Raw genomic sequence first — 25,143 nt, forward strand, 5'->3', positions numbered from 1 at the left:
TCAACTCCAGAACGTAAGGGGTGAAGCATTGCCGCGATAGCCGACAAAGAATGAAAGGCTCAAGCGCGGATCGGCCACACCCGGTGTCACCGAGTGCATGCAGCGCGAATTGAACATGATGAAATCACCAGGCTCCGGACAGACTTCCAGGGCCGGAGTGCCGAGCAGCGCGGGATCGATGCCGTAACTGTCGCCGCGCATTTCGTCGAACTGGTTCGGGGAAATGTCGTGGTCCCACATCTGCAGAGCGCCGCCCTCGGTGGGCATGTTGAGGTACACATTGCAGGCGAACTGCGCATCGAGGCTTTTCGCCTGAAAACTGTCCGGGGCGTCCTTGGCGAAAATGTCGTGGTGGGCCAGAAAACACACGCCCGGTTTCACCACCCGGGACAGTCCGACATACATCTTGCGACCGTAGAGGTTTTCCAGATGTGCACCCGCGGGCCAGGACTCATCGAGCATGCAACGCAAGGTGTCGACCGGGGACGAATAGGGCGCGCAACGATTGCGTAATTCCGCGATGTTGCGCGTGGCGCGCTCGAAATAATCCTCGATCAGCAGTGGCTGGTTTTCCGCTTCATAAAACGCCATGCCGATTCGACCGATGCTCGGCGCGTTGATATAGCCTTCAAAGCCGGGTGCGAGAATCTTGTCGCCGATCTGAATCGCCAGCGGCGGGGGCAGGAAGCCTTTGACCCGGATGGCGAGGACTTCTTCGTTGGCCAGTTTTTTTATGCACGTCTCATCGAGACGCTCGACGTCAAGCATCATGGTTAAGGTCCATCTATCGGATAGTCAACGGAACCCGCGAGTGCAGGCTCCCCAGCGCAAGGCGAGGCCGGAATCGGCATCGCCTACTTGCTCAATCCACGCTGTAGTGGACTGACAGCGTTCCTTTCTTCTGCGAAACGGAAGCGATCGTGACCGTGCCCAAATCCTTCAGGCTACGTACATGGGTGCCGCCACAGCCGTAGGCGGGCAGCTCACCGAAACCGATTTCCCGGGCGCCTTCGCGCAGCGATGTCAGGCGCGGCAGGTCATGGGCGATCCACTGTTCAATGCCGAACCCGACGGTTGGGGCATCGACTTCCTGTGCGGAGTCCGTCGGTTTGAACTGCACGCGTCCTTCGCCCGGCCAGTGATGAGCCTTGATCGGCATCCAGCCCATGGCTTGTACGAAATGGCCGATCAGATGGCCAGCGGAATGCATCCGCGTATTGAACTGACGACGTGGCTCATCGATGCGAATCTGGATCATGCCGGGATTTACCGGGCGATCGACGAAATGGATGATCCGGTCCGGATCCTGCACCACACGCAGCACTTGGCTTTCGCCTATCCAGCCGGTGTCAAACGGTTGTCCGCCGCCCTGAGGGTGAAACAGTGTTGCGCGCAGCTCCACGGCGAACTCGTTCTCGTGAGGCGTGCATTCCAGTACTTCCACGTTGGCCTTGAGGTCATCACTATGGAAAAAGAGGCGAAGCGTCATATTCCATGTCCTCATTAAAGATTCTGTTTTTTATTATATGAATCGTGGAATTGCGTGATAATCCGTTCAAACATCAAAGGACTGTTGCACCGTGAGCACAAATCTTCCACTGCCGTTGCTGGGTGAAATGGCGATTTTCGTCAAAGTTGTCGAGACTGGAAGCTTCTCCGAAGCGGCGCGTCAATTGGGCTCTTCACCTTCGGCCGTCAGTCGCAGCATTTCGCGTCTGGAGAAGGCGCTCGCCACAAGCCTGCTGCAACGCACCACGCGCAAGCTGCGGCTGAGCGATGGTGGCGAGGAAGTATTCAAGCGCTGCCAGGAGATGGTGAGCGCGGCCAAATCAGTGATGGAAATCAGTGGCCAGTTCACCCATGAGGCGGAAGGGCTGGTGCGAGTCAGCGTGCCCAAAGCCGTAGGACGATTCGTGATTCATCCGCATATGCCGGAATTTCTGCGGCGTTATCCCAAAGTGGATGTGGAGCTGTTACTCGAAGACCGTCAGGTGGATTTGATCGATGACAACGTCGATCTGGCGATTCGCATTACCGACCGTCCTCCGGCCGGGCTGGTGGGACGGCAATTGCTGACCATCGACCATTTGCTCTGCGCAACGCCGCAGTACCTCGCCGAGCACGGCACGCCGACTCATCCCCACGACTTGCTCAATCACAGCTGCATTTACCTGGGCGAAACGCCGAGCGATGCGCGATGGAAATTCAAGAAAGGCACCAAGGCTGTCACCGTCGGTGTGCGCGGGCGTTATGCCGCCAATCACACCGGTGTGCGATTGGGGGCGGTGTTGCAGCACATCGGGATTGGCAGTTTGCCGTACTTCACGGCGCGTTATGCGCTGGAACAGGGGCTGATTGTGCAGGTGCTGCCGGACTGGACGTTTCTGGCGTCGTACCACGGCGGTGCATGGCTGCTGCATTCTCCGACCCGTTATCTGCCGCCGAAGCTGCGGGTGTTGATCGATTATCTGGTGGAGTGTCTGGAGAAGGAGCCGACGCTGAGCAAGCCAGGGAAGCCCGGTGCGCTGGGTAAGGTTGCGGCGGAGTATGAGTTGCCCGAGAGTGATGGGTTGCTTTGACTGGCCCCTTCGCGAGCAAGCCCGCTCGCACATTTGATGTGTGAACGCCGCCGATCGAATCTGGGAGCGGGCTTGTTCGCGAAGGCGGCGTCACAACCGCCACATCACTTGGCAATGCCATAAAAAAGGCCCGCATGAATAATCATGCGGGCCTTTTGCATTTCTGATCAGTAATCAGTGCTTGCTGTCATCGTTCGACATCGCCAGCAGCTGTTTTTCCTGATTCCAGTCAAACGGTTCATCGTTCTGTTCAGCTTCGAAGCGACGTTCTTCCAGCGCCTGATACAAGTCGATTTCATCATCGGGCATGTAATGCAGGCAGTCACCGGCGAAGTACCACAACAGGTCGCGCGGGACCAGGTGGGCGATTTGCGGGTAACGGGTGATCACCTGGCACAGAATGTCCTGGCCCAGGTATTGGCTTTCGATCGGGTCGACCGGCAGCAACGCACGCAGTTCATCGAAGCGCTCCAGGAACAAGGCATGGCTTTCTTCGGGAACCTGTTCGGCCTCACCCACGGCGACCAGGATGCTGCGCAAGTGGTCAAGCAAGACGAGATGATCGGCAACGACGTTGGACACGAGATAAGTCCTCAAGAGCAAAACGGGCGCGGGAGTATAAAGCTCCCGCGCACCTTTTTACATGACTGGCTGGATCAGCGGACTTTTCCTGCCGCCAGCGTCAGCTCTTCTTTGTCGAAATCATCGACATCGATCACCTTGCGCCGCGCCACTTCGGCATCACGCAGTTTCTGCGCTTCCGCCGGCTGCAACACCCCGGCTTCCAGCGCGGCATCGATGACGTTTTCCCCGGCAACCGGTTTGACCTGACCGCTTTTGAGCGCCACCTGCAGTTTTTTCCGCACGGCCTGCGTCGCCTCCAGCAAGTCGCAGGCGTGTTGCAGGGCGCCCACGGCGTCATCGGCCGATTGCGGACGGAAGCAACCACCCAGCAACTCCTCGAGGGTTGGATCGCCTTTGGCCCGTCCTATCACCGCGGCCACTTCGGCACCGAGTTTGTCCGATGGCCCTTTGTGCCGGCGACCGAACGGAAACACGATCACCCGCAGCAGGCAACCCAGCACCTTGTTCGGGAAGTTGGTGAGCAATTCATCCAGCGCACGTTCCGACTGACCCAGGCTTTCTTCCATGGCCCAGTTGAACAGTGGCGCCATGTGCCCGGGTGAATCAAGGTCGTGATAACGCTTGAGCGCGGCGGAAGCGAGGTACAGGTTGCTGAGCACATCCCCCAGACGCGCCGACAGGCGTTCACGACGTTTCAGTTCACCGCCGAGCAGCATCATGCTCAAGTCGGCGAGCATGGCGAACGCAGCCGCCTGACGGTTGAGCGCACGGAAGTAACCCTGGCTTAGCTTGTCTCCCGGTGCATGTTCGAAGTGACCGAATCCAAGGTTCAGCACCAGTGTGCTGGCAGCATTGCTCACGGCAAAGCCGATGTGTTTGAGCAGCAGGCCATCGAACTCGGTGAGCGCCTGATCCTTGTCTTCACGACCGGCGAGGGCCATTTCTTTCAGGACGAAGGGATGGCAGCGAATCGCCCCCTGGCCGAAGATCATCAGGTTGCGCGAGAGGATGTTCGCACCTTCCACGGTGATGAAGATCGGCGCGCCATTCCAGCTGCGACCGAGGTAATTGTTCGGCCCCATGATGATCGCCTTGCCGCCATGAACGTCCATGGCGTGGCTGATGCACTCGCGGCCGCGTTCGGTGAGGTGATACTTGAGAATCGCCGACAGCACCGAAGGTTTTTCACCGAGGTCCACTGCGTTGGCAGTGAGCATCCGCGCCGCGTCCATCATCCAGGCATTGCCGCCAATACGGGCCATGGCTTCCTGAATACCCTCGAACGCCGACAACGGCACGTTGAACTGCTCGCGAATCTGCGCGTACTGGCCGGTCACCAGGCTGGTGAACTTGGCCGCGCCGGTGCCGACGGCAGGCAACGAAATCGAGCGCCCGACCGACAGGCAGTTCATCAGCATCATCCAGCCTTTGCCGAGCATGTCCTGGCCGCCGATGAGGAAGTCCAGCGGAATGAACACGTCCTTGCCGGAGTTCGGGCCGTTCATGAACGCAGCGCCCAATGGCAGATGGCGACGGCCGATTTCAACACCGGCAGTGTCGGTCGGGATCAGCGCCAGGCTGATGCCCAAGTCTTCTTCATCGCCCAGCAGGTGATCCGGGTCATACGCCTTGAACGCCAGGCCGAGGAGGGTGGCGACCGGCCCGAGCGTGATGTAACGCTTTTCCCAGTTCAGCCGCAGGCCGAGGGTTTCCTTGCCTTCCCATTCGCCTTTGCAGATGACCCCGGTGTCGGGCATCGAGCCGGCATCGGAGCCGGCCAGTGGCCCGGTCAAGGCAAAGCACGGAATGTCATCGCCGCGTGCCAGGCGTGGCAGGTAATGGTTGCGTTGTTCGTCGGTGCCGTAATGCAGCAACAACTCGGCCGGGCCGAGGGAGTTGGGGACCATCACGGTGGACGCGAGGTCACCGCTGCGGGTCGCCAGTTTCATGGCCACCTGGGAGTGGGCATAGGCAGAAAAGCCCTTGCCGCCGTATTCCTTGGGAATGATCAGAGCGAAGAAGCCGTTTTCCTTGATGTGGGCCCAGGCTTCGGCAGGCAGGTCCATGTCTTGCCCGATCTGCCAGTCGCTGACCATCGCGCAGAGTTCGTCGGTCGGGCCATCGATGAAGGCCTGTTCCTCTTCGGTCAATTGAGCTTTCGGGTAGGACAGCAGTTTGTCCCAGTCCGGCCGGCCGCTGAACAGTTCACCGTCCCACCACACCGTGCCGGCGTCGATGGCATCGCGCTCGGTTTGCGACATCGGCGGCAGGGTTTTCTGGAACCAGCTGAACAGCGGCGCGCTGAAGTATTTACGGCGCAGGTCGGGCAGCAACAAAGGCGCCGCGACAGCCGCGATCAGCACCCACAGCACCAGAAGCAACCCGCCTGGTGCGCGACTGAAGGCGCCCATCGCCACCACATAAACGGCAACGATGCACAGGGCGGGCAGCGGGGCGATACGGCGGTGGGCTAAATACGCAATCCCGACAACCAGAACCAGTATCCACAACAGCAGCATATTTAATCCTCCGTGAAACAAGGGCAAAAACAACCTTCAGAGCTTAGACGGCATCCGCAAAACAGGGTGGTCAGAGCGATGTGATTGAAATCGTGGGAAACTTCGACGAGCTTCGCAGGACCGGTTGGTACCGGCCAGATCGTTTGTTGGGCGGGCGGCTAAGCGTCCATGTTTGGCCGAAACGTCGTTATCTCTGTGCTGAACCTGTCGTTAGACTCGTGGCTTCCTCAGGAGATTATTCTCATGCACGAGTATCTGCGTCCCGGCCGCTTCATCGATAGTGACCACCCGTCGGTGGTGGAGTTCGCCGAAAAACATCGTGGCAGTCACCGCGACCCGCTCGAGCAGGCGATCAATCTTTATTACGCGGTACGCGAGGCCGTGCGTTACAACCCCTATACGTTCAGCCGCGATCCAGACACCTTGCGCGGCAGTTATGCGCTGGCGGCCGGGGAAAGTTATTGCGTGCCCAAAGCCACATTGCTGGCCGGCGCGGCCCGGCATTGCGGGATTCCCGCGCGGATCGGTCTGGCGGATGTGCGCAATCATTTGTCGACCCCGCGTTTGCTGGAATTGCTCAAGAGCGACGTGTTCGCCATGCATGGTTATACAGAGCTGTACCTGAACGATCGCTGGGTCAAAGCCACACCGGCGTTCAACCAGAAACTCTGCGAACTGTTCAACGTTGCACCGCTGGAATTCGACGGGATCAACGACAGTGTTTTCCACCCTTTCAATCGCGACGGCGAGCAATTGATGGAATACCTGATCGACCACGGCCAGTTCACCGACGTGCCGGAAACGTTTTTTTTCGGACACCTGGAAAAGTGCTACCCGCATCTGTTCAGCGAACAACTGCCGCCGCTGTTGGGTGACATGCAGAGCGATTTGAGTCGCGCCTGATCCGGCGTATGCTGCCTGCGCATTCATCCATAAAGAGGCGGTCATGCTGAAGATCTGGGGTCGGAAAAACTCGTCGAATGTCAGAAAACCTTTGTGGGCCGCCGAGGAACTGGGCCTGGCCTATGAGGCCATCGATGCGGGCGGTGCCTTTGGAGTCGTCGACACGCCGGAGTACCGCGCAATGAATCCCAACGGCCGCGTACCGGTCATTGAGGACGACGGCTTCGTGCTGTGGGAATCCAACGCCATCGTGCGTTACCTGATGGCCCTCCACGCCAGCGGCACTGCCTGGTACCCGGAAAACCTGCAAGCGCGCGCTACAGCCGACAAATGGATGGACTGGACCACTTCAAGTTTTGCCGGCCCGTTCCGCACTGTGTTCTGGGGAGTCTTGCGCACGCCGGAAGACCAGCAGGACTGGCCGTCAATCAACGCCGCGATCAAAGAGTGCGAGGGTTTGCTGGCGATGGCCGATCAGGCACTGGCGGCCAAACCGTATTTGTCCGGCGATGAAATCGGCATGGGTGACATCCCCCTCGGCAGCTTTATCTATGCCTGGTTCGAGATGCCGATCGAGCGTGCGCCGCAGCCTCATCTGCAAGCCTGGTATGCGCGACTGAAGCAGCGCCCGGCGTACAGGAAAGCCGTCATGACCGCGTTGACTTAATACTCACTATCGACACACTTGACTGTACTTGTGTGGCGGCGACAAGCACCATTGCGCTCATGTGCCGCGGTTGTATTGTTCGCCGCCCGCCCTCATTGATCCCTTTCTTCCCTTCTTGGTGCATAAATCCGATATGAGTTCCGCTCTGTCCATCCGGCAGCTAACCAAAACCTACGGCAACGGTTTCCAGGCCCTGAGTGGTATCGATCTGGACGTCGCCGAAGGTGACTTTTTCGCCTTGCTCGGCCCGAACGGCGCCGGCAAATCAACGACCATCGGCATTCTCTCGACCCTGGTGAACAAGACCAGCGGCACGGTGAACGTCTTCGGTCATGACCTGGACAAGGAGCCGGCGGCGCTCAAGCGTTGCATCGGCGTGGTGCCCCAGGAATTCAACTTCAATCAGTTCGAAAAGACCTTCGACATCGTCGTGACCCAGGCGGGTTACTACGGCATCCCGCCGAAAATCGCCAAGGAACGCGCCGAGCAGTACCTGACCCAGCTCGGTCTGTGGGACAAGCGCGATGTGCCCTCGCGTTCGTTGTCCGGCGGCATGAAGCGTCGGCTGATGATCGCCCGCGCACTGGTTCACGAACCGCGCCTGCTGATCCTCGACGAACCGACGGCGGGGGTGGATATCGAACTGCGTCGTTCGATGTGGACGTTCCTGACAGAGCTGAACCAGAAAGGCATCACCATCATCCTCACCACGCACTATCTGGAAGAGGCTGAGCAGTTGTGCCGCAATATCGGCATCATCGATCACGGCACCATCGTCGAGAACACCAGCATGAAACAGCTGCTCGGCCAGCTGCATGTGGAAACCTTCCTGCTCGACACGAAAAACACGCTGAGCGTTGCGCCGCAGTTGCTGGGTTACCCGACCCGGTTGCTCGACGGTCATACCCTTGAGGTCCAGGTCGACAAGTCCATGGGCATCACTGCGTTGTTCACCCAATTGGCGCAGCAAAACATCGAAGTGCTGAGCCTGCGTAACAAAACCAATCGCCTCGAGGAGTTGTTCGTGTCCCTGGTGGAGAAAAATCTGTCGAAGGTGGCGGTATGAGTTCGGAGCTGCAACCTAACCTCGTCGCCCTCAATACCATCGTTTACCGTGAGGTCAAGCGCTTCACCCGGATCTGGCCGCAGACACTGCTGCCGCCGGCGATCACGATGGTTCTGTACTTCGTGATTTTCGGTAATCTGATTGGCCGGCAGATCGGTGACATGGGTGGTTTCACCTATATGGAATACATCGTGCCGGGGCTGATCATGATGTCGGTGATCACCAACTCTTATGGCAACGTGGTGTCGAGTTTCTTCGGCAGCAAGTTCCAGCGTTCCATCGAAGAGTTGATGGTGTCGCCGGTGTCGCCGCACACGATTCTGATCGGCTACACCCTGGGCGGCGTGCTGCGCGGGTTGATGGTCGGGCTCATCGTGACGCTGTTGTCGCTGTTCTTCACTCAATTGCAGGTGCATCACCTGGGCGTGACCATTCTGGTGGTGGTGCTGACGGCGACGATCTTCTCGCTGCTGGGTTTCATCAATGCGGTGTTTGCGCGCAACTTTGATGATATTTCGATCATTCCGACGTTTGTGCTGACGCCGCTGACTTACCTGGGCGGGGTGTTTTACTCGATCTCGTTGTTGCCGCCGTTTTGGCAGACGGTGTCGTTGGCAAACCCGGTGTTGCATATGGTCAATGCGTTCCGGTACGGGATTCTTGGGGTTTCGGATATCCGGATCAGTGTGGCGATTACGTTCATGCTGGTGGCGACGGTGGTGTTGTATATCGGGTGTGCGCGGTTGTTGGTGAGTGGGCGGGGGATGCGTACTTAAGTGTACATATCCGTTTTCGCGGTAACGGATATGTACCCCAGCCCACAGAAAAAAAGGCCTCCCGACAAGGAGGCCTTTTTAACATTCACAACATCCGTTTTTTCTTCCGCCGAGCCCACTGCCGACTCACCCACCACCGCCAATACATCATCACCAAACAATAGGCGAGGGCACCCAACACCAGCCCCACCACCACCGAACCCAGCAAAAACGGCTGCCACAGCGTAGAGAGCTCGCCGCTGATCCACTCCCAGGTCAACTCATCCGGCAGATGGCGAGCCGGCACATCCATCAGCCACGCCCCAGTCTGATACGTACAAAAAAACACCGCAGGCATGGTGATCGGATTGGTCAGCCACACCAGGCTGACAGCAATCGGCATGTTGCCCCGCACGACGATGGCGAGAATGGCCGCCACCAGCATCTGCAACGGAATTGGCAGAAACGCCGCAAACAAACCCACAGCCATGGCCCGCGCAACCGAGTGACGGTTGAGGTGCCAGAGGTTCGGGTCATGCAGCAGCGTGCCGAGAAAGCGTAAGGATTTGTGTTCCCTGATGCTGATCGGGTCTGGCATGTAACGTTTGAATAAGCGCCGGGGCATAGGGCTTCTCGGTCGGTTAAGGCGGCAAGTATGTCTGGATTCTATGAGCCGCCCATTCAGACTTTGTGACAATTAATAACGATGCACGTGCCGTGAGCCGGCTATGCCTAGGAGGGGACTCTCAAGGACGGGCTTATGCGCACAGGGATGATGGCGCTGGCGTTGGGTCTGCTGGCCCTGCGTTTTTTGCCGGTATTACCGCCGGTCTGGTTATGGCTGGTGTTGCCCGTAACGGGTTTGATGTTGCTGCCGTTCAGGACTTATCCATTGGCGTTTTTCCTGTTCGGCTTCAGTTGGGCTGGCGCGAATGCGCAGTGGGCGCTGGATGATCGACTGTCGGCGAATCTCGATGGCGAAACCCGTTGGGTCGAAGGCCAGGTGACAGGATTGCCCCAGAACAATGATGGGGTTGTGCGTTTCGAACTGACAGATGCCCGGTCGCGACAGGCAAAGGTGCCGTCACTGATGCGCCTGGCCTGGTACGACGGACCACCGGTCAACAGTGGTGAACGCTGGCGGCTGGCAGTGAAACTGAAGCGTCCTGCCGGGCTGCTCAATCCCCATGCTTTCGATTATGACGCCTGGCTGCTGGCGCAACGCATCGGTGCAACCGGAACCGTCAAGGATGGTCATCGCCTTGCTGAAGCCGGCTGGGCCTGGCGCGACGGCATCCGACAACGCTTGCAAGCCGTGGACGCTCAGGGGCGAACCGGTGCGTTGACCGCGCTGGTGCTGGGGGATGGCGCCGGGCTCAGTCGCAAGGATTGGCAGGTGCTGCAAGACACCGGCACCGTGCACCTGTTGGTGATTTCCGGGCAGCACGTCGGTCTTCTGGCTGGCGTTGTGTATCTGCTGATCGCCGGGCTGGCTCGCTACGGTATGTGGCCGAATCGCTTGCCGTGGCTGCCATGGGCGTGCGGACTGGCATTCGCTGCTGCCCTCGGTTACGGACTGCTGGCAGGATTCGAAGTGCCGGTGCGGCGAGCCTGCGTGATGATCGGGCTGGTGCTGTTGTGGCGCCTGCGATTTCGCCACCTCGGTGCCTGGTGGCCGCTGTTGCTGGCGCTCAACGGGGTGTTGTTGCTGGATCCGCTGGCGAGTCTGCAACCGGGTTTCTGGTTGTCCTTCGCGGCGGTGGCGGTGTTGATCTTCACCTTCGGCGGGCGCCTCGGCCCTTGGCGATGGTGGCAAACCTGGACCCGCGCCCAATGGCTGATCGCAATCGGCCTGGGCCCGTTGCTGCTGGTGCTCGGATTGCCGATCAGTCTCAGCGGGCCGGTCGCCAATCTGCTGGCGGTGCCCTGGATCAGTTTGCTGGTATTGCCGCCGGCCTTGCTGGGACCCCTGTTGTTGCCGCTGCCTTATGTGGGCGAGGGGTTGCTTTGGTTGGCGGGTGGGCTGATCGACTGGCTGTTCAAGGGCCTTGGGTTGATGGCCGGTCAATTGCCCGCGTGGGTACCCGTGGCGATTCCATTGTGGGCATGGGCGCTAGGCACTCTCGGCGCGTTTCTGCTATTGATGCCGCGCGGTGTACCACTGCGCCCGCTGGGTTGGCCGCTGTTGCTGTTGCTAGTTTTTCCTCCTCGGCCACTGTTGCCGGAGGGAATCGCCGAAGTCTGGCAACTGGATGTCGGCCAGGGGCTGGCGATCCTGGTGCGAACCCGCCATCACACGCTGTTGTATGACACCGGCCCGCGCTTCGGCGACTTTGACCTCGGCGAGCGAGTGGTGCTGCCCACCTTGCGCAAACTGGGCGTGAGCGGACTCGACCTGATGTTGCTCAGTCACGCCGACGCCGATCACGCTGGCGGCGCGCGTGCGGTTGCCCATGGCTTGCCGGTGACGCGAGTGCTCAGCGGCGATCCTGAGGCGTTGCCCCTCGAACTGCACGCCGAGGCCTGCGAGAGTGGCCGGCAATGGACGTGGGACGATGTGAGGTTTCAGCTCTGGCAATGGCCTTCCGCCTCGGACAGCAATCAACAATCCTGTGTCCTGCAGATCGAGGCCAACGGCGAGCGCTTGCTGCTGACGGGGGATATCGACAGCGCCGCCGAACGAGCCTTGCTCGAGAGTCCGCTGGCCGTGCCCACCAACTGGTTGCAGGCGCCGCACCACGGCAGCCGCAGTTCGTCGTCAATGGCACTGCTCGCCGCGTTGCAGCCCACGGCGGTGCTGATCTCGCGTGGTAATGGCAATTCCTTCGGTCACCCGCATCCCACCGTCATGGCCCGTTATATGAAACGCGGCATGGCGATCCATGACAGTGCCGAGCAGGGTGCCATTCGTCTGCACCTCGGACGCTTCGAGCCGGCGTGGGCGATGCGTCAGGAACGGCGCTTCTGGCGTGCCGCGCCATAACCGCGCGTTATTAAAGCCCGACCGGATGCGACATCACGGTCTTCGGTGCGCCACCCCCCTATGTTAGAGTGGCGCACTTTTTCGAGGGGACTGTCACTGTGTGGGAATTGGTCAAATCCGGCGGCTGGATGATGCTGCCGATCATTCTGAGTTCCATCGCGGCCATGGCGATCGTCGCCGAGCGTCTCTGGACCCTGCGTGCCAGCCGTGTGACCCCGGAGCATCTGCTCGGACAGGTCTGGGTGTGGATCAAGGACAAGCAGCTCAATAAAGAAAAACTCAAGGAACTGCGTGCCAACTCGCCGTTGGGCGAGATTCTGGCGGCGGGCCTGGCCAACTCCAAGCATGGTCGCGAGATCATGAAGGAGTGCATCGAAGAGGCCGCTGCACGAGTGATTCACGAGCTCGAGCGCTACATCAACGCCCTCGGCACCATCGCCGCGATGGCGCCGTTGCTGGGGCTGTTGGGCACGGTGCTGGGCATGATCGATATTTTCAGCGCGTTCATGGGCACGGGCATGGGCACCAACGCCGCCGTGCTGGCCGGTGGTATTTCCAAGGCCTTGATCACCACGGCTGCCGGCCTGATGGTCGGTATCCCGGCGGTGTTCTTCCACCGTTTCCTGCAACGCCGCATCGATGAACTGGTGGTGGGCATGGAGCAGGAAGCGATCAAGCTGGTCGAGGTGGTGCAGGGGGATCGTGACGTAGACCTGGCTGAGGGCAAAAAAGCGTGAAATTCCGCCGCAAACCGCGGGAAACGGTGGACATCAACCTCGCGTCGTTGATCGACGTGGTGTTTATCCTGCTGCTGTTTTTCGTCGTGACCACCACCTTCACCCGGGAAACCCAGTTACGCGTCGATCTGCCGGAAGCGGTCAGTGGTTCGCCTGCCGAAGACCAGCAGGTCAAACACCTGGACGTCGCCATCAGTGCCGAAGGCGTGTTCTCGGTGAACAATCAGGTCTTGCAGAAGAACGACCTGACCACGCTCATGGAAGCGTTGCAGAAAGAATCCAGCGGCGACACCAACCTGCCGTTGTCCATCAGCGCGGATGGCAAGACCCAGCATCAGTCGGTCATCACCGCCATGGACGCCGCCGGCAAACTCGGCTTCAGTCACCTGCGCATGACCACAGTCGAGGCGGCGCCGCCCGCGCCCTGATGGCCATGTCCGATCGCTTGCTCGCAGCGTGGTACGACGGTCATCCGGCCCTGAGGCTGTTGCAGCCACTGGAGTGGCTGTATCGCCGTGTGGTTACGGCCAAGCGCAAACGCTTTCTGGCGGGTGAGGGCGATATTTATCAGCCGCCGGTGCCGCTGGTCGTCGTCGGCAATATCACCGTGGGCGGTACGGGCAAGACACCGCTGATCCTGTGGATGATCCAGCATTGCCAGCGCAGCGGTTTGCGGGTGGGCGTGGTCAGCCGCGGCTATGGCGCCAAACCGCCGCAACTGCCATGGCGCGTCGAAGCCGATCAAAGCGCCGATGTGGCGGGCGATGAGCCGCTGTTGATCGTCCAGCGCACCGGCGTTCCGTTGATGATTGACCCGGACCGCAGCAGCGCCGTGAAAGCGTTGCTGGCGAGCGAGCCGCTGGACCTGATCCTGTCCGACGACGGCATGCAGCATTACCGGTTGGCGCGGGACCTTGAACTGGTGTTGATCGACGCTGCCCGAGGCCTGGGCAACCAGCGTTGCCTGCCTGCCGGACCGTTGCGCGAGCCGGTCGAACGCCTGCAAAGCGTTGACGCGGTGCTGTACAACGGCGCCTCGGAGGATCGCGACAGCGGTTTTGCCTTCCAGCTGCAACCCACCGAACTGGTCAATCTGCGCAGCGGCGAACGCCGTCCCCTCGATCACTTCCCCCCAGGCCAGGCGCTGCACGCCGTGGCCGGAATCGGCAATCCGCAGCGTTTCTTCACGACCCTCGAAACGCTACACTGGCAGCCAGTTCCGCATGCATTTGCCGACCACGCCGAGTACAGCGTGCAGGCCTTGAATTTCACACCGTCATTGCCGTTGGTGATGACCGAAAAGGATGCGGTGAAGTGCCGTGCCTTCGCCGCCGCCGATTGGTGGTACCTGGCGGTCGATGCTGCGCCATCACCGGCCTTCGTGGCCTGGTTCGATACGCAGCTGATGCGCCTGTTGCCGGCTCGTCTTTTGCCTTAAACCGCTTTATCCAGGGAATGCTCATGGACACCAAATTGCTCGACATCCTCGCTTGCCCGGTCTGCAAAGGCCCGCTCAAGCTCAGCGCCGACAAAACCGAGCTGATCAGCAAGGGCGCCGGCCTGGCGTACCCGATTCGCGACGGCATCCCGGTAATGCTCGAAACAGAGGCCCGCACCCTGACCACTGACGAGCGTCTGGATAAATGACCACAGCCTTCACCGTTGTCATTCCATCGCGCTACGCCTCCACCCGCCTGCCGGGTAAACCGCTGTTGCTGATCGCCGGCAAGCCGATGATCCAGCACGTCTGGGAACAGGCGAGCAAAAGCAGCGCCGAGCGCGTGGTGGTTGCCACTGATGACACGCGCATTGTCGAGGCATGCAACGCGTTTGGCGCCGAAGTGGTGCTGACCCGCGAAGATCACAACTCCGGCACTGATCGCCTGGCCGAAGTCGCCGCGAAACTCGGTTTGGCGCCTGACGCCATCGTAGTCAACGTTCAGGGGGATGAACCGCTGATCCCGCCGAGCGTGATCGATCAGGTTGCCGCCAACCTGGCCGCCCACACCGAAGCGCGCATGGCCACATTGGCCGAGCCGATCGAGGACGTTGAAACCCTGTTCAACCCCAACGTGGTCAAGGTCGTCAGCGACCTCAATGGCCTGGCGCTGACGTTCAGTCGCGCGACGTTGCCGTGGGCCCGGGACGCGTTCGCGAAAAATCGCGAAGTGCTGCCGGAAGGCGTGCCGTACCGTCGCCACATCGGCATTTATGCCTACCGCGCCGGTTTCCTGCATGACTTCGTCAGCTGGGGCCCATGCTGGCTGGAAAACACCGAATCCCTGGAACAGTTGCGTGCCCTGTGGCACGGCGTGCGAATTCACGTCGCCGACGCATTGATCGCACCGCCCACCGGCGTCGACACCGTCGAAGACCTTGAGCGCGTTCGTCGCCTGCTGGAGGCCTGATGCGGGTTTTGTTCGTCTGTCTGGGCAACATTTGCCGTTCGCCGACGGCCGAAGGCGTGCTGAGACATAAACTGCGGGAAGCGGGGCTGGCCGATCAGGTCGAAGTGGCCTCCGCCGGCACCGGTGACTGGCATGTCGGCAGGGCGCCGGACCAGCGCAGCCAGGCGGCGGCCAAACTGCGCGGTTACGACCTGTCCATGCAGCGCGCCCAGCAAGTGACCCGCGCCGATTTCGCCACGTACGACCTGATCCTGGCGATGGACCACAGCAACCTGCGCAACCTCAAGTCGATGCAACCGGCCAAAGGCAAGGCTGAGCTGGACCTGTTCCTGCGTCGCTACCAGTCGGATGTCGATGAAGTGCCTGACCCGTACCACGACGGTGACCAAGGGTTCGAGTACGTGCTGGACCTCATCGAGCGCGCGACAGACTTGCTGGTGATCGAATTGAAGGGCCGGATATGAGTTTGCAGGTTCAACCCCGGGTTTCGCTAAAACCGTTCAATACCTTTGGCGTGGACGTTCAGGCGCGTTTGTTTGCCGAAGCCCACAGCGATGCCGACGTGCGTGAAGCGCTGGCCTATGCGGCGGAACATGACGTGCCGCTGCTGGTGATTGGCGGTGGCAGCAATCTGCTGCTGACCGCTGATATCCAGTCGCTGGTGCTGCGCATGGCGACACGCGGGATTCGTATCCTGAGCGACGACGGCAACAAAGTCGTGATCGAAGCCGAGGCCGGCGAGCCTTGGCATCCGTTCGTTCAACACACGCTGGCGCAGGGGCTGTCGGGGCTGGAAAACCTCAGCCTGATCCCCGGCACCGTCGGCGCGGCACCGATGCAGAACATCGGTGCCTACGGGGTGGAGATCAAGGACGTGTTCGCCGGCCTGACCGCTCTGGATCGCCAGACGGGCGAGTTGCGGGACTTCACGCTGGCCGAGTGTAACTTCGCTTACCGTGACAGCCTGTTCAAACAGGAGCCGGGACGCTGGTTGATCCTGCGGGTTCGGTTCGCCCTGGATCGCGCCGCGCATCTGCATCTGGAATACGGCCCGGTGCGTCAGCGCCTGACCGAGCAAGGCATCGATCAGCCGACGGCTACCGACGTCAGCCAGGCGATCTGCAGCATCCGCAATGAAAAACTCCCGGACCCGGCGGTGCTCGGTAATGCCGGCAGCTTCTTCAAGAATCCCTTGGTCTCGGCCGCGCTGGTCGCTCAGCTCAAAGGCGAGTACCCGGACCTGGTGGCTTACGCGCAACCCGATGGGCAGATGAAACTGGCCGCGGGCTGGCTGATCGAGCGAGCGGGCTGGAAGGGTTTCCGCGAGGCCGACGCAGGCGTGCATAAATTGCAGGCGCTGGTGCTGGTCAACTACGGAGGCGCGACAGGCCTGCAGTTGCTGTCTTTGGCGCAGCGTATCCAAAAAGACATTTCCGAACGTTTCCACGTCGACCTGGAAATGGAGCCCAATCGGTATTGAGGCTACGCTTTCAAGACTGATCTCAAAGCCCTGCACATCTTCGATTGTGCAGGGCTTTTTTGTTAATGCTGGGTTAACTTAGCCACCTAACGATGCAAGCATTTGCTCCACCAAAGGCCCGATGCAGACGTTCCTGTTCGCATAAGAGAGCCTCAATTAGCCTGAGTCGATCTGCGTGATGCCAACCGCTAGTCCCCAGCGGCAGATTGCTCGACCCCATAACCTCCAGACATATGCGGGCGTGCCCATGATTACCCTGAAACTTAATGGCCAAGACCATCAACTCGATGTCACCGAGGACATGCCGCTGCTCTGGGCTATCCGCGACGTGGCCGGTTATAACGGCACCAAATTCGGCTGCGGCATGGGCCTGTGCGGCGCCTGCACCATTCATATCGAAGGCGCCCCGGCGCGCAGCTGCATCACGCCAATCGGTTCGGTGATCGGTCAGAACGTCACCACCATCGACAACCTGCACGCCGATCCCGTCGGGCAAATCGTCCAGCAAGCCTGGCTCGACACCGCCGTCGCCCAGTGCGGTTACTGCCAGGGCGGGCAGATCATGTCCGCCACTGCGCTGCTCAAGACCAACCCGAACCCGAGTGACGAACAGATCGAAGAGGCGATGGTCGGCAATATCTGCCGTTGCGGCACTTACAACCGCATCAAGACCGCCATCCGCCAGGCATCCAGCCACCTGAAGGAGGCCAAGGCATGAGCCAGTTACCGAATGATTTCGCCCTGAGCAACCTCAGTCGCCGTGGTTTCCTCAAAGGCGTCGGTGCCACCAGTGCGCTGGTCATTGCTGCGAGTTGGGGCTGGCAGGACGCTTTTGCTGCCGAGAAAGAAAAGAAATTCGGCGCTGACGGCATGCCCAACGGCTGGATCGATGATCCGAAGGTTTACGTCAGTATCGCGGCTGATGGCACGGTGACGGTGGTCTGCAACCGTTCGGAAATGGGCCAGGGCGTTCGGACCAGTTTGACCATGGTGGTGGCCGATGAGCTGGACGCCGACTGGGCGCTGGTAAAAGTGCAACAGGCGCCGGGTGACGAGGTGCGTTTCGGCAACCAGGACACCGACGGTTCGCGCAGCATGCGCCACTGGTACGAACCGATGCGCCGTTGCGGCGCTGCCGCGCGGACCATGCTTGAACAAGCGGCCGCCGAGCAGTGGAAAGTCCCGGTCGACGAATGCCATGCACAACTGCACAAAGTCATCCATAAACCGACCGGGCGAGAGCTGGGCTACGGCGCGTTGGCCGCGGCTGCCGGTGCGTTGGCGGTGCCGGCGCGCGACAGTGTGCGGCTCAAGGAGCCTTCAGAGTTCCGCTATATCGGCAAGGAAGGCACCAAAGCCATCGACGGTGCGGACATCGTTAACGGTCGCGCCATCTACGGCGCCGACGTGCATTTCGACGGCATGCTTTACGCCACCATCGCGCGTCCGGCGGTGTACGGCGGCAAGGTCAAATCCGTGGATGACAGCGCCGCGCTGAAAGTCCCGGGGGTGATCAAAGTCATCCGGATCGAAGGCCGTCCGCTGCCCTCGGAGTTTCAGCCGTTGGGCGGCGTGGCCGTGGTAGCCAGCAACACCTGGGCGGCAATCAAGGGCCGCGACGCGCTGAAAATCGAATGGGACGACGGCCCCAATGCCAGTTACGACTCGATCGCCTACCGCAAGGAAATTGAAGCCGCGTCGCTCAAACCCGGCAAAGTCGTACGCAACACCGGCAATATTGACGAGGCCATGAGCAGCGCCAGCAGCACCCTCGAAGCCTCCTACTATCTGCCGCACCTGGCGCAATCGCCGATGGAACCGATGGTCGCCATCGCCCGTTTCAAGGAGGGTGTGTGCGAAGCCTGGGCCCCGAGCCAGGCGCCGCAAGTCACCCGTGAACGGATCGGCGAACGCCTGGGCATTCCGTTCGATAACGTCACCTTTAACGTCACCCTGCTCGGCGGCGGTTTCGGTCGCAAGTCCAAGCCGGACTTCATCATCGAAGCGGCGATCCTCGCCAAGGAATTCCCCGGCAAGGCGGTGCGGGTGCAGTGGACGCGTGAAGACGACATCCATTGCTCCTACTTCCACACCGTGTCGGCCGAATACCTGAAAGCCGGATTGAACAAGGACGGCCTGCCGTCCGGCTGGCTGCACCGCACGGTGGCACCGAGTATCACCGCGCTGTTCGCACCGGGCATGAACCACGAGGCGGCCTTCGAGTTGGGCATGGGTTTCACCAACATGGCCTACGCGATTCCTAACGTGCGCCTGGAGAACCCGGAAGCGGCGATTCATACGCGGGTCGGCTGGTATCGCTCGGTGTCGAACATTCCCCACGGCTTTGCGATCCAGAGCTTTGTCGATGAACTGGCGCACAAGGCCGGCGAAGATCCGCTGAAGTACCAGATCAAGTTGCTCGGCCCGGATCGTCAGATCGATCCGCGCACCTTGAGTGAAGAGTGGAACTACGGCGAGTCGCCCGAGCGCTATCCGATCGACACCGGGCGGATGCGCACGGTGCTGGAAACCGCTGCCAAAGCGGCGGGTTGGGGGCGTGATCTGCCCAAGGGCCGAGGCTTGGGACTGGCGGTGCACTACAGCTTCGTCACCTATGTGGCGGCGGTGATCGAGGTCGAAGTCAAAGACGATGGCACATTGATCGTGCACAAGGCCGATATTGCAGTGGATTGCGGTCCGCAGATCAACCCGGAGCGGATTCGCTCGCAGTTCGAGGGTGCCTGCGTGATGGGCCTGGGCAACGCGGTACTGGGGGAAATCAGCTTCAAGGACGGCAAGGTCCAGCAGGACAACTTCCACATGTACGAAGTGGCGCGCATGTCCCTGGCGCCGAAGGAAGTTGCCGTGCATCTGGTGACGCCACCGGGCAGCGTGCCGCTGGGCGGCGTCGGTGAACCGGGCGTGCCGCCGATAGCACCCGCGCTGTGCAATGCCATCTTTGCCGCCACCGGCAAACGTATCCGCAACCTGCCGGTTCGCTATCAGTTGCAGGGTTGGCAGAAGGCTGAAGCCTGATGGACAGCGTCGATCTGAACGTCCTGCGCAGCGTGCTGGAATGGCGTCGCGCCGGTCAGCGGGTGGTGTTGTACAGCGTGGTCCAGACCTGGGGCACCGCGCCCCGGGCACCTGGCGCCATGTTGGCCTTGCGTGAAGACGGCGTGGTGATCGGTTCGGTATCCGGCGGTTGTGTCGAGGATGACTTGATTGCCCGGCTGCACGATGGCCGCATCCCGGCTGACGGTCCGCCGGTGCAACTGATCACGTACGGCGTTACCCGCGAGGAGGCCGCACGCTTCGGTTTGCCGTGCGGCGGCACTTTGCGCCTGACCGAGGAGCGCGTCGGTGACCCGGCCTGGGTCGCCGAATTGCTGGCGCGTTGCGAAGGCCATGAAATCGTCGCGCGCTCGCTGGATATTGCGACCGGCGAGGTGGTGTTACAGCCGGCGAACAAGAGCGATGTGCTGAGTTTCGACGGTCACACGTTGCGTGCGATCTACGGTCCGCGCTGGCGGTTGTTGCTGATCGGTGCGGGGCAACTGTCCCGGTATGTCGCCGAGATGGCGCGATTGCTGGATTTCGAAGTGCTGATCTGCGATCCACGCACCGAATTTGTCTACGGCTGGGAAGAGCAGCACGGTCGCTTTGTCCCGGGCATGCCGGACGAAGCGGTGTTGAACATCCAGACCGACGAACGAACGGCCATCGTCGCGCTGACCCACGATCCGCGCCTGGATGACATGGCGCTGCTCACGGCCCTCGATTCCCGGGCCTTTTATGTCGGTGCGCTGGGCTCGCGGGTCAACAGCCTGAAGCGCCGGGATAACCTGGCTCAGCTAGGCTTGTCGCAAGAGGCCATCGAGCGCTTGCATGGGCCGATCGGCCTGCACATCGGCAGCCATTCCCCGGCGGAAATCGCCTTGTCGCTGCTGGCTGAAATCGTGGCGATCAAGAACGGCGTCGAGCTGAAACAGAAGAAGCCGTTGCGGGAGGAGGCATGAGTGAGCCCATTGGCGTCATCGTGTTGGCAGCGGGGCAGGGCAACCGGTTTCGGCAGGTGGCGGGAGCCGATAAGGATAAGTTGTTGGCGGACTGTACGGGACGCGATGGCGCCGTTCATTCGGTGATCGAGCAGGTGCTGGTCAGTTTGCCGGCCACTTTGACGAAGCGCGTGCTGGTGACGACTGAAGATCGCCCACAAGTGGCTCGTATGGCTCAGGCGTATGGTTTCGAGATTGTGCTGATCGAATCGACCGGCATGGGTGACAGCATCGCGGCTGGGGTGGCGGTGTGCCCGCAGCTCGGTGGGTGGTTGATTGTGTTGGGGGATATGCCGTTTATTTTGCCGTCGAGTATTGAGCGGGTGGTAGCGGGGGTTGCTGATGACTCTGTCAGTGTGCCGGTACATCAAGGGAAGTATGGGCACCCAGTGGGTTTTGGGCGTTCGTTTGGACCGGGATTGATGGCGTTGTCCGGAGATCACGGGGCCAAGCCATTGTTTGCGTCGGCGAGGATGGTCGAGGTCGCGGTGGACGATCCCGGGGTGTTGTGGGATGTGGATGTGCCCGCTGCGTTGGTCTTCAAGTAGGCGTGGCGCAGCTCAAATGTGGGAGCGGGCTTGCTCGCGAATCCGGTTCAACATTCAACATTGATGCACGCTGATCCACCGCATTCGCGAGCAAGCCCGCTCCCACATTCGTTCTTGGTGATATTCAAGACATAAAAAAAGCCCCGCCTGGATTACCAGGCGGGGCTTTTTAGTGGCCGATGGAATCAGACGAGGGGTTTAGGCTCGTGCTCTTTTTCCAGGGCTTGCTCGTGTTGCTCTACCGCTTCCTGAACGGAGCGCGGTGCTTCGTCGATCACGGATTCAACTGGCTCGGCAGTGACTTCAGCAACCGGGGCAGGAGCAGCCTCGACGACTTCAGCCACAACCGGTGCCACTTCGACAGCGACCGGAGCCGCAGCGGCAGCCAGTTCGGCTTCCTTCTGCAGGCGCTCTTCTTCACGCTTGCGACGACGCACTTCACGCGGGTCGTTCGGCGCGCGGCCACTTGGTGTCAGGGCGCTGACAGGAGCGGCTTCAACGGCGGTTGCAGCCACTTCAGCGACAACCGGCGCTTCAACCACTGGAGCAGGTTCGGCGGCAGCCACTACTGGCTCGGAAACCATGGCTTCAGTCGTTTCGCTCTCAGCGACTGGCGCTGGAGCTGGAGCTGGCGTTTCGGCAACAGCTGGCTCGGCAACCCAGTTGAACGCGGTTTGCTCTTCGCGAACTTCACGAACCGTTTCGGTCACGGTTTCAGCAACGGTTTCAACAACCGGTTCTGCAACCACGGCAGGCGCTTGAGCAGCGAAGGCCGGTTCAGCGGCAGCTTCAACCTGAGGCTGTGCTTCTTGAGCCTGTGCCACTTCGATTTCCGGAGCGGAAGTTGCTTCTACAGGTGTAGTTGCTTCAACGACTGGCGCTTCCGGAGCAGTTTCCAGTGTGGCAGCAGTGGCGCGTTCGGCTTGCTCGTTGGCTTGTGCTTCGGCCGGAGCGCTGATCACGCTGCTGGCAACGGCTGCGGTGACAGCCAGGCCGGCGGCCAGATCGGCAGCGCTTGGCGCTTCGCGGCTTTCGCCAGCTTCGCTACCTTCGGCGGATTCCGATTCTTCCGAACCTTCGATCACGTTGCCGTTGGCATCGCGTTGACGCTCGCGACGGTTGCTGCGACGACGCTGGCCACGGGAGCGGCGGCGTGGACGATCGCCTTCGGCGCCTTCCTGACCCTCTTCCTGCAGTTGCTCTTCGTTGCCGGTCAGTTCTTCTTCGGCAACAGCGGCAGCGGCTTGCTCTGCACGTGGTTGACGCTCTTCACGCGGAGGACGCGGAGCACGCTCTTCACGTGGTTGACGGGCTGGACGCTCTTCAGCGGTTGCAGCAGCAGCCGGAGCAGTGGCGTCCAGCGGTTCACGCAGTTCACGAACCCGCTCTTCACGCTCGCCGCGTGGCTTGCGATCTTCGCGAGGTGCGCGCGGTGCACGTTCTTCACGAGGGGCACGCGGTGCGCGCTCTTCACGTGGAGCGCGTTCTTCGCGAGCGACTGCCGGGGTTTCTTCGCGGGCTTCGCGTGGCTCACGTGGTGCGCGTTCTTCACGCGGTGCACGTTCCTCACGAGGCTTGCGCTCTTCATCGCGGCGACCGTTGCGGTTGCGGCTCTGCTGGCGACCGTTGCGACGCTCTTCGTTGCGGGCCGGACGCTCGGTGGTCGCCGGTTTTTCAACCACAACCGGAGCGGCAGGCTCTTCTTTGGTCGCGAACAGGCTGACCAGCGATTTCACCAGGCCTTTGAACAGGCTTGGTTCTGGCGCGGCGGCCGGTGCGGCAACAGGTGCGGCAGCGACGACTTCGGTCGGAACCGGAGCGTTGGCGCGGGCCGGTGCAGTCTTGACCGCGGCTTCCTGGCGAACCAGGGTGCGGGTCGCAGCGGCTGGCTGGACTTCTTCGACTTCGGCAGCGGCAGCAGCGATTTCGTAGCTGGACTGGTTGATGCTGGCTTCCGGGCTGTCATCACGCAGACGCTGAACTTCGAAGTGCGGCGTTTCGAGGTGATCGTTCGGCAGAATGACGATGCGGGCACGGGTGCGCAGTTCGATCTTGGTGATCGAGTTGCGTTTTTCGTTGAGCAGGAAGGCTGCAACCGGAATAGGCACTTGTGCGCGAACTTCGGCGGTGCGGTCTTTCAGGGCTTCTTCTTCGATCAGGCGCAGGATCGCCAGCGACAGCGATTCAACGTCACGGATGATGCCGGTGCCGTTGCAACGCGGGCAAACGATGCCGCTGCTTTCGCCGAGCGATGGACGCAGGCGTTGACGGGACATTTCCAGCAGGCCGAAGCGCGAGATGCGACCGACTTGCACGCGAGCGCGGTCGGCTTCCAGGCATTCGCGGACTTTCTCTTCCACGGCGCGCTGGTTCTTGGCAGGGGTCATGTCGATGAAGTCGATGACGATCAGGCCGCCGATGTCGCGCAAGCGCAACTGACGGGCGATTTCTTCGGCGGCTTCAAGGTTGGTCTGCAGGGCGGTTTCTTCGATGTCGCTGCCTTTGGTGGCGCGCGCCGAGTTGATGTCGATGGACACCAGGGCTTCGGTCGGATCGATAACGATGGAGCCGCCGGAAGGCAGTTCAACGACGCGCTGGAAAGCGGTCTCGATCTGGCTTTCGATCTGGAAACGGTTGAACAGCGGAACGCTGTCTTCGTACAGCTTGATCTTGCTGGCGTACTGCGGCATCACCTGGCGGATGAAGGTCAGGGCTTCGTCCTGGGCTTCAACGCTGTCGATCAGCACTTCGCCGATGTCCTGGCGCAGGTAATCGCGGATGGCGCGGATGATCACGTTGCTTTCCTGGTAGATCAGGAATGGTGCGGAGCGATCCAGCGAGGCTTCTTTGATGGCGGTCCAGAGTTGCAGCAGGTAATCGAGGTCCCACTGCATTTCTTCGCTGCTGCGGCCCAGGCCGGCAGTGCGCACGATCAGACCCATGTCGGCCGGGGCAACCAGACCATTCAGGGCTTCACGCAGTTCGTTGCGCTCTTCACCTTCGATGCGACGGGAGATACCGCCGGCACGCGGGTTGTTCGGCATCAGTACCAGATAACGACCGGCCAGGCTGATGAAAGTGGTCAGGGCGGCGCCCTTGTTGCCACGTTCTTCTTTTTCGACCTGAACGATGACTTCCTGGCCTTCGCTCAGGACGTCCTTGATGTTGACGCGGCCTTCAGGCGCTTTCTTGAAGTATTCGCGGGAGATTTCTTTGAGGGGCAGGAAGCCGTGGCGCTCGGAGCCGAAATCGACAAAGGCAGCCTCAAGGCTTGGTTCGATGCGAGTAATCCGGCCTTTATAGATGTTGGCCTTCTTCTGCTCGCGTGCACCGGATTCGATGTCCAGGTCGTAGAGGCGTTGGCCATCTACCAGTGCAACACGCAACTCTTCGGGTTGAGTTGCGTTAATCAGCATTCTTTTCATGTAGTACCGTCGGTTTCCGGGCTGCCGGAAACGGCGTTCGGCACACACGACTTCTCATGGTCGGTGTCAGGTGCGTCGGGAGTGGTTGGCCATTCCCGTGTCCAGCGAAGTCCGGCCAATGTGGGCCTTCGTCGCGACGTACGCGTCCTGCTTGCTGTGGCTACTTAAGCACTCAGTCAGGAGGAGGAATCAACCGGCGGCTGTGGACGAGATGAAGCGTCTTGATAAAGCCTATTGCTACACAGTCCAGCGGTTGTGCATCTCCACCCTACACGTATCCCTGATAATTCGGGTGCTGCCGCGCGCAGAATCCGCAGCGGGTTGGCATTTACCGTGAGCTCCGAAAGGGGAGGTCACGCATCATGGCTAATTTAGGCGTTGTTTCCGAAGCGTCCGCTCGGGGTCATTCGCAGCTGACTGCACTTTGTGA

The 25,143-nt window shown here is 60.8% G+C and carries 23 protein-coding genes; 17 read left to right on the top strand and 6 right to left on the bottom strand.

What is annotated here, in order from left to right:
* Together FBY04_RS07705 and FBY04_RS07710 are read right to left on the bottom strand one after the other, a co-directional pair.
* Positions 1-771: a 2OG-Fe(II) oxygenase gene (locus FBY04_RS07705; RefSeq protein WP_084323833.1), complete on the bottom strand. Its 771-nt coding sequence runs from the start codon at positions 769-771 to the stop codon at positions 1-3.
* Between the two features lie 91 nt (positions 772-862).
* Positions 863-1,489, bottom strand: a complete 627-nt coding sequence (locus tag FBY04_RS07710; RefSeq protein ID WP_145314899.1) for an alanyl-tRNA editing protein — start codon at positions 1,487-1,489, stop codon at positions 863-865.
* Positions 1,490-1,580: 91 nt separating this feature from the next.
* Between FBY04_RS07710 and FBY04_RS07715 the strand changes: the two genes are divergently transcribed.
* Positions 1,581-2,579 carry a LysR family transcriptional regulator gene (locus FBY04_RS07715; RefSeq protein WP_145314900.1) on the top strand — a complete coding sequence of 333 codons (999 nt, stop codon included), beginning with the start codon at positions 1,581-1,583 and terminating at the stop codon, positions 2,577-2,579.
* A 174-nt stretch (positions 2,580-2,753) separates the two neighbouring features.
* On the opposite strand, the gene FBY04_RS07720 is transcribed toward FBY04_RS07715, so the two are convergent.
* A complete protein-coding gene (locus FBY04_RS07720; protein ID WP_027924016.1) occupies positions 2,754-3,161 on the bottom strand; it encodes a PA2817 family protein in 408 nt (135 codons plus the stop codon).
* Between the two features lie 74 nt (positions 3,162-3,235).
* The gene (locus tag FBY04_RS07725; protein ID WP_084323831.1) at positions 3,236-5,683 is read right to left on the bottom strand and encodes an acyl-CoA dehydrogenase; all 2,448 of its coding nucleotides are present in this window, start codon (positions 5,681-5,683) and stop codon (positions 3,236-3,238) included.
* Positions 5,684-5,926: 243 nt separating this feature from the next.
* Between FBY04_RS07725 and FBY04_RS07730 the strand changes: the two genes are divergently transcribed.
* The 4 genes from FBY04_RS07730 to FBY04_RS07745 all read left to right on the top strand — a co-directional run bounded on the left by FBY04_RS07730 (position 5,927) and on the right by FBY04_RS07745 (position 9,095).
* Positions 5,927-6,586, top strand: coding sequence for a transglutaminase family protein (locus tag FBY04_RS07730; protein ID WP_145314901.1), 660 nt, complete (start codon positions 5,927-5,929; stop codon positions 6,584-6,586).
* Positions 6,587-6,629: 43 nt separating this feature from the next.
* Positions 6,630-7,253, top strand: coding sequence for a glutathione S-transferase family protein (locus FBY04_RS07735; RefSeq protein ID WP_084323829.1), 624 nt, complete (start codon positions 6,630-6,632; stop codon positions 7,251-7,253).
* Positions 7,254-7,386: 133 nt separating this feature from the next.
* Entirely contained in the window at positions 7,387-8,319 is a 933-nt protein-coding gene (locus FBY04_RS07740) for an ABC transporter ATP-binding protein (RefSeq protein WP_084323828.1), read from the top strand.
* Positions 8,316-9,095: an ABC transporter permease gene (locus FBY04_RS07745; protein ID WP_008152390.1), complete on the top strand. Its 780-nt coding sequence runs from the start codon at positions 8,316-8,318 to the stop codon at positions 9,093-9,095. The genes FBY04_RS07740 and FBY04_RS07745 overlap by 4 nt, the downstream gene beginning before the upstream one ends.
* A gap of 85 nt (positions 9,096-9,180) precedes the next feature.
* Here the strand turns inward: FBY04_RS07745 and FBY04_RS07750 are convergent, their stop codons facing one another.
* On the bottom strand, positions 9,181-9,699 hold the full coding sequence (locus FBY04_RS07750) for a DUF2062 domain-containing protein (RefSeq protein ID WP_084323816.1): 519 nt from the start codon (positions 9,697-9,699) through the stop codon (positions 9,181-9,183).
* Positions 9,700-9,834: 135 nt separating this feature from the next.
* Here FBY04_RS07750 and FBY04_RS07755 point away from each other — a divergent pair, with 135 nt between their 5' ends.
* The 12 genes from FBY04_RS07755 (at position 9,835) to FBY04_RS07810 (ending at position 21,288) form a co-directional block, all read left to right on the top strand.
* A complete protein-coding gene (locus tag FBY04_RS07755; protein ID WP_145314902.1) occupies positions 9,835-12,057 on the top strand; it encodes a DNA internalization-related competence protein ComEC/Rec2 in 2,223 nt (740 codons plus the stop codon).
* Positions 12,058-12,155: 98 nt separating this feature from the next.
* Positions 12,156-12,794: a MotA/TolQ/ExbB proton channel family protein gene (locus tag FBY04_RS07760; protein ID WP_167362937.1), complete on the top strand. Its 639-nt coding sequence runs from the start codon at positions 12,156-12,158 to the stop codon at positions 12,792-12,794.
* On the top strand, positions 12,791-13,222 hold the full coding sequence (locus FBY04_RS07765) for a biopolymer transporter ExbD (protein ID WP_084323819.1): 432 nt from the start codon (positions 12,791-12,793) through the stop codon (positions 13,220-13,222). Before FBY04_RS07760 ends, FBY04_RS07765 begins: the two co-directional genes overlap by 4 nt.
* The gene (gene lpxK, locus FBY04_RS07770; protein WP_145314903.1) at positions 13,222-14,232 is read left to right on the top strand and encodes a tetraacyldisaccharide 4'-kinase; all 1,011 of its coding nucleotides are present in this window, start codon (positions 13,222-13,224) and stop codon (positions 14,230-14,232) included. The genes FBY04_RS07765 and lpxK overlap by 1 nt, the downstream gene beginning before the upstream one ends.
* 23 nt (positions 14,233-14,255) lie before the next feature.
* Positions 14,256-14,441, top strand: a complete 186-nt coding sequence (locus FBY04_RS07775) for a Trm112 family protein (protein WP_007945752.1) — start codon at positions 14,256-14,258, stop codon at positions 14,439-14,441.
* Complete coding sequence (gene kdsB, locus FBY04_RS07780) at positions 14,438-15,202, top strand: 3-deoxy-manno-octulosonate cytidylyltransferase (RefSeq protein WP_145314904.1); 765 nt, start codon at positions 14,438-14,440, stop codon at positions 15,200-15,202. Before FBY04_RS07775 ends, kdsB begins: the two co-directional genes overlap by 4 nt.
* Positions 15,202-15,666, top strand: a complete 465-nt coding sequence (locus tag FBY04_RS07785) for a low molecular weight protein-tyrosine-phosphatase (RefSeq protein ID WP_084323822.1) — start codon at positions 15,202-15,204, stop codon at positions 15,664-15,666. Before kdsB ends, FBY04_RS07785 begins: the two co-directional genes overlap by 1 nt.
* Positions 15,663-16,682, top strand: a complete 1,020-nt coding sequence (murB, locus tag FBY04_RS07790) for a UDP-N-acetylmuramate dehydrogenase (protein WP_145314905.1) — start codon at positions 15,663-15,665, stop codon at positions 16,680-16,682. The genes FBY04_RS07785 and murB overlap by 4 nt, the downstream gene beginning before the upstream one ends.
* 247 nt (positions 16,683-16,929) lie before the next feature.
* On the top strand, positions 16,930-17,400 hold the full coding sequence (locus tag FBY04_RS07795; RefSeq protein WP_145314906.1) for a (2Fe-2S)-binding protein: 471 nt from the start codon (positions 16,930-16,932) through the stop codon (positions 17,398-17,400).
* Entirely contained in the window at positions 17,397-19,718 is a 2,322-nt protein-coding gene (locus tag FBY04_RS07800) for a xanthine dehydrogenase family protein molybdopterin-binding subunit (protein ID WP_084323825.1), read from the top strand. Before FBY04_RS07795 ends, FBY04_RS07800 begins: the two co-directional genes overlap by 4 nt.
* The gene (locus FBY04_RS07805) at positions 19,718-20,701 is read left to right on the top strand and encodes an XdhC family protein (RefSeq protein WP_145314907.1); all 984 of its coding nucleotides are present in this window, start codon (positions 19,718-19,720) and stop codon (positions 20,699-20,701) included. The genes FBY04_RS07800 and FBY04_RS07805 overlap by 1 nt, the downstream gene beginning before the upstream one ends.
* A complete protein-coding gene (locus FBY04_RS07810; RefSeq protein ID WP_084323827.1) occupies positions 20,698-21,288 on the top strand; it encodes an NTP transferase domain-containing protein in 591 nt (196 codons plus the stop codon). Before FBY04_RS07805 ends, FBY04_RS07810 begins: the two co-directional genes overlap by 4 nt.
* Positions 21,289-21,473: 185 nt before the next feature.
* Here FBY04_RS07810 and rne read toward each other — a convergent pair whose 3' ends face one another.
* Positions 21,474-24,713, bottom strand: coding sequence for a ribonuclease E (gene rne / locus FBY04_RS07815; protein WP_145314908.1), 3,240 nt, complete (start codon positions 24,711-24,713; stop codon positions 21,474-21,476).
* Between the last annotated feature and the right edge of the window lie 430 nt (positions 24,714-25,143).

Source organism: Pseudomonas sp. SJZ080 (assembly GCF_007828295.1).
GTDB lineage: Bacteria > Pseudomonadota > Gammaproteobacteria > Pseudomonadales > Pseudomonadaceae > Aquipseudomonas > Aquipseudomonas migulae_A.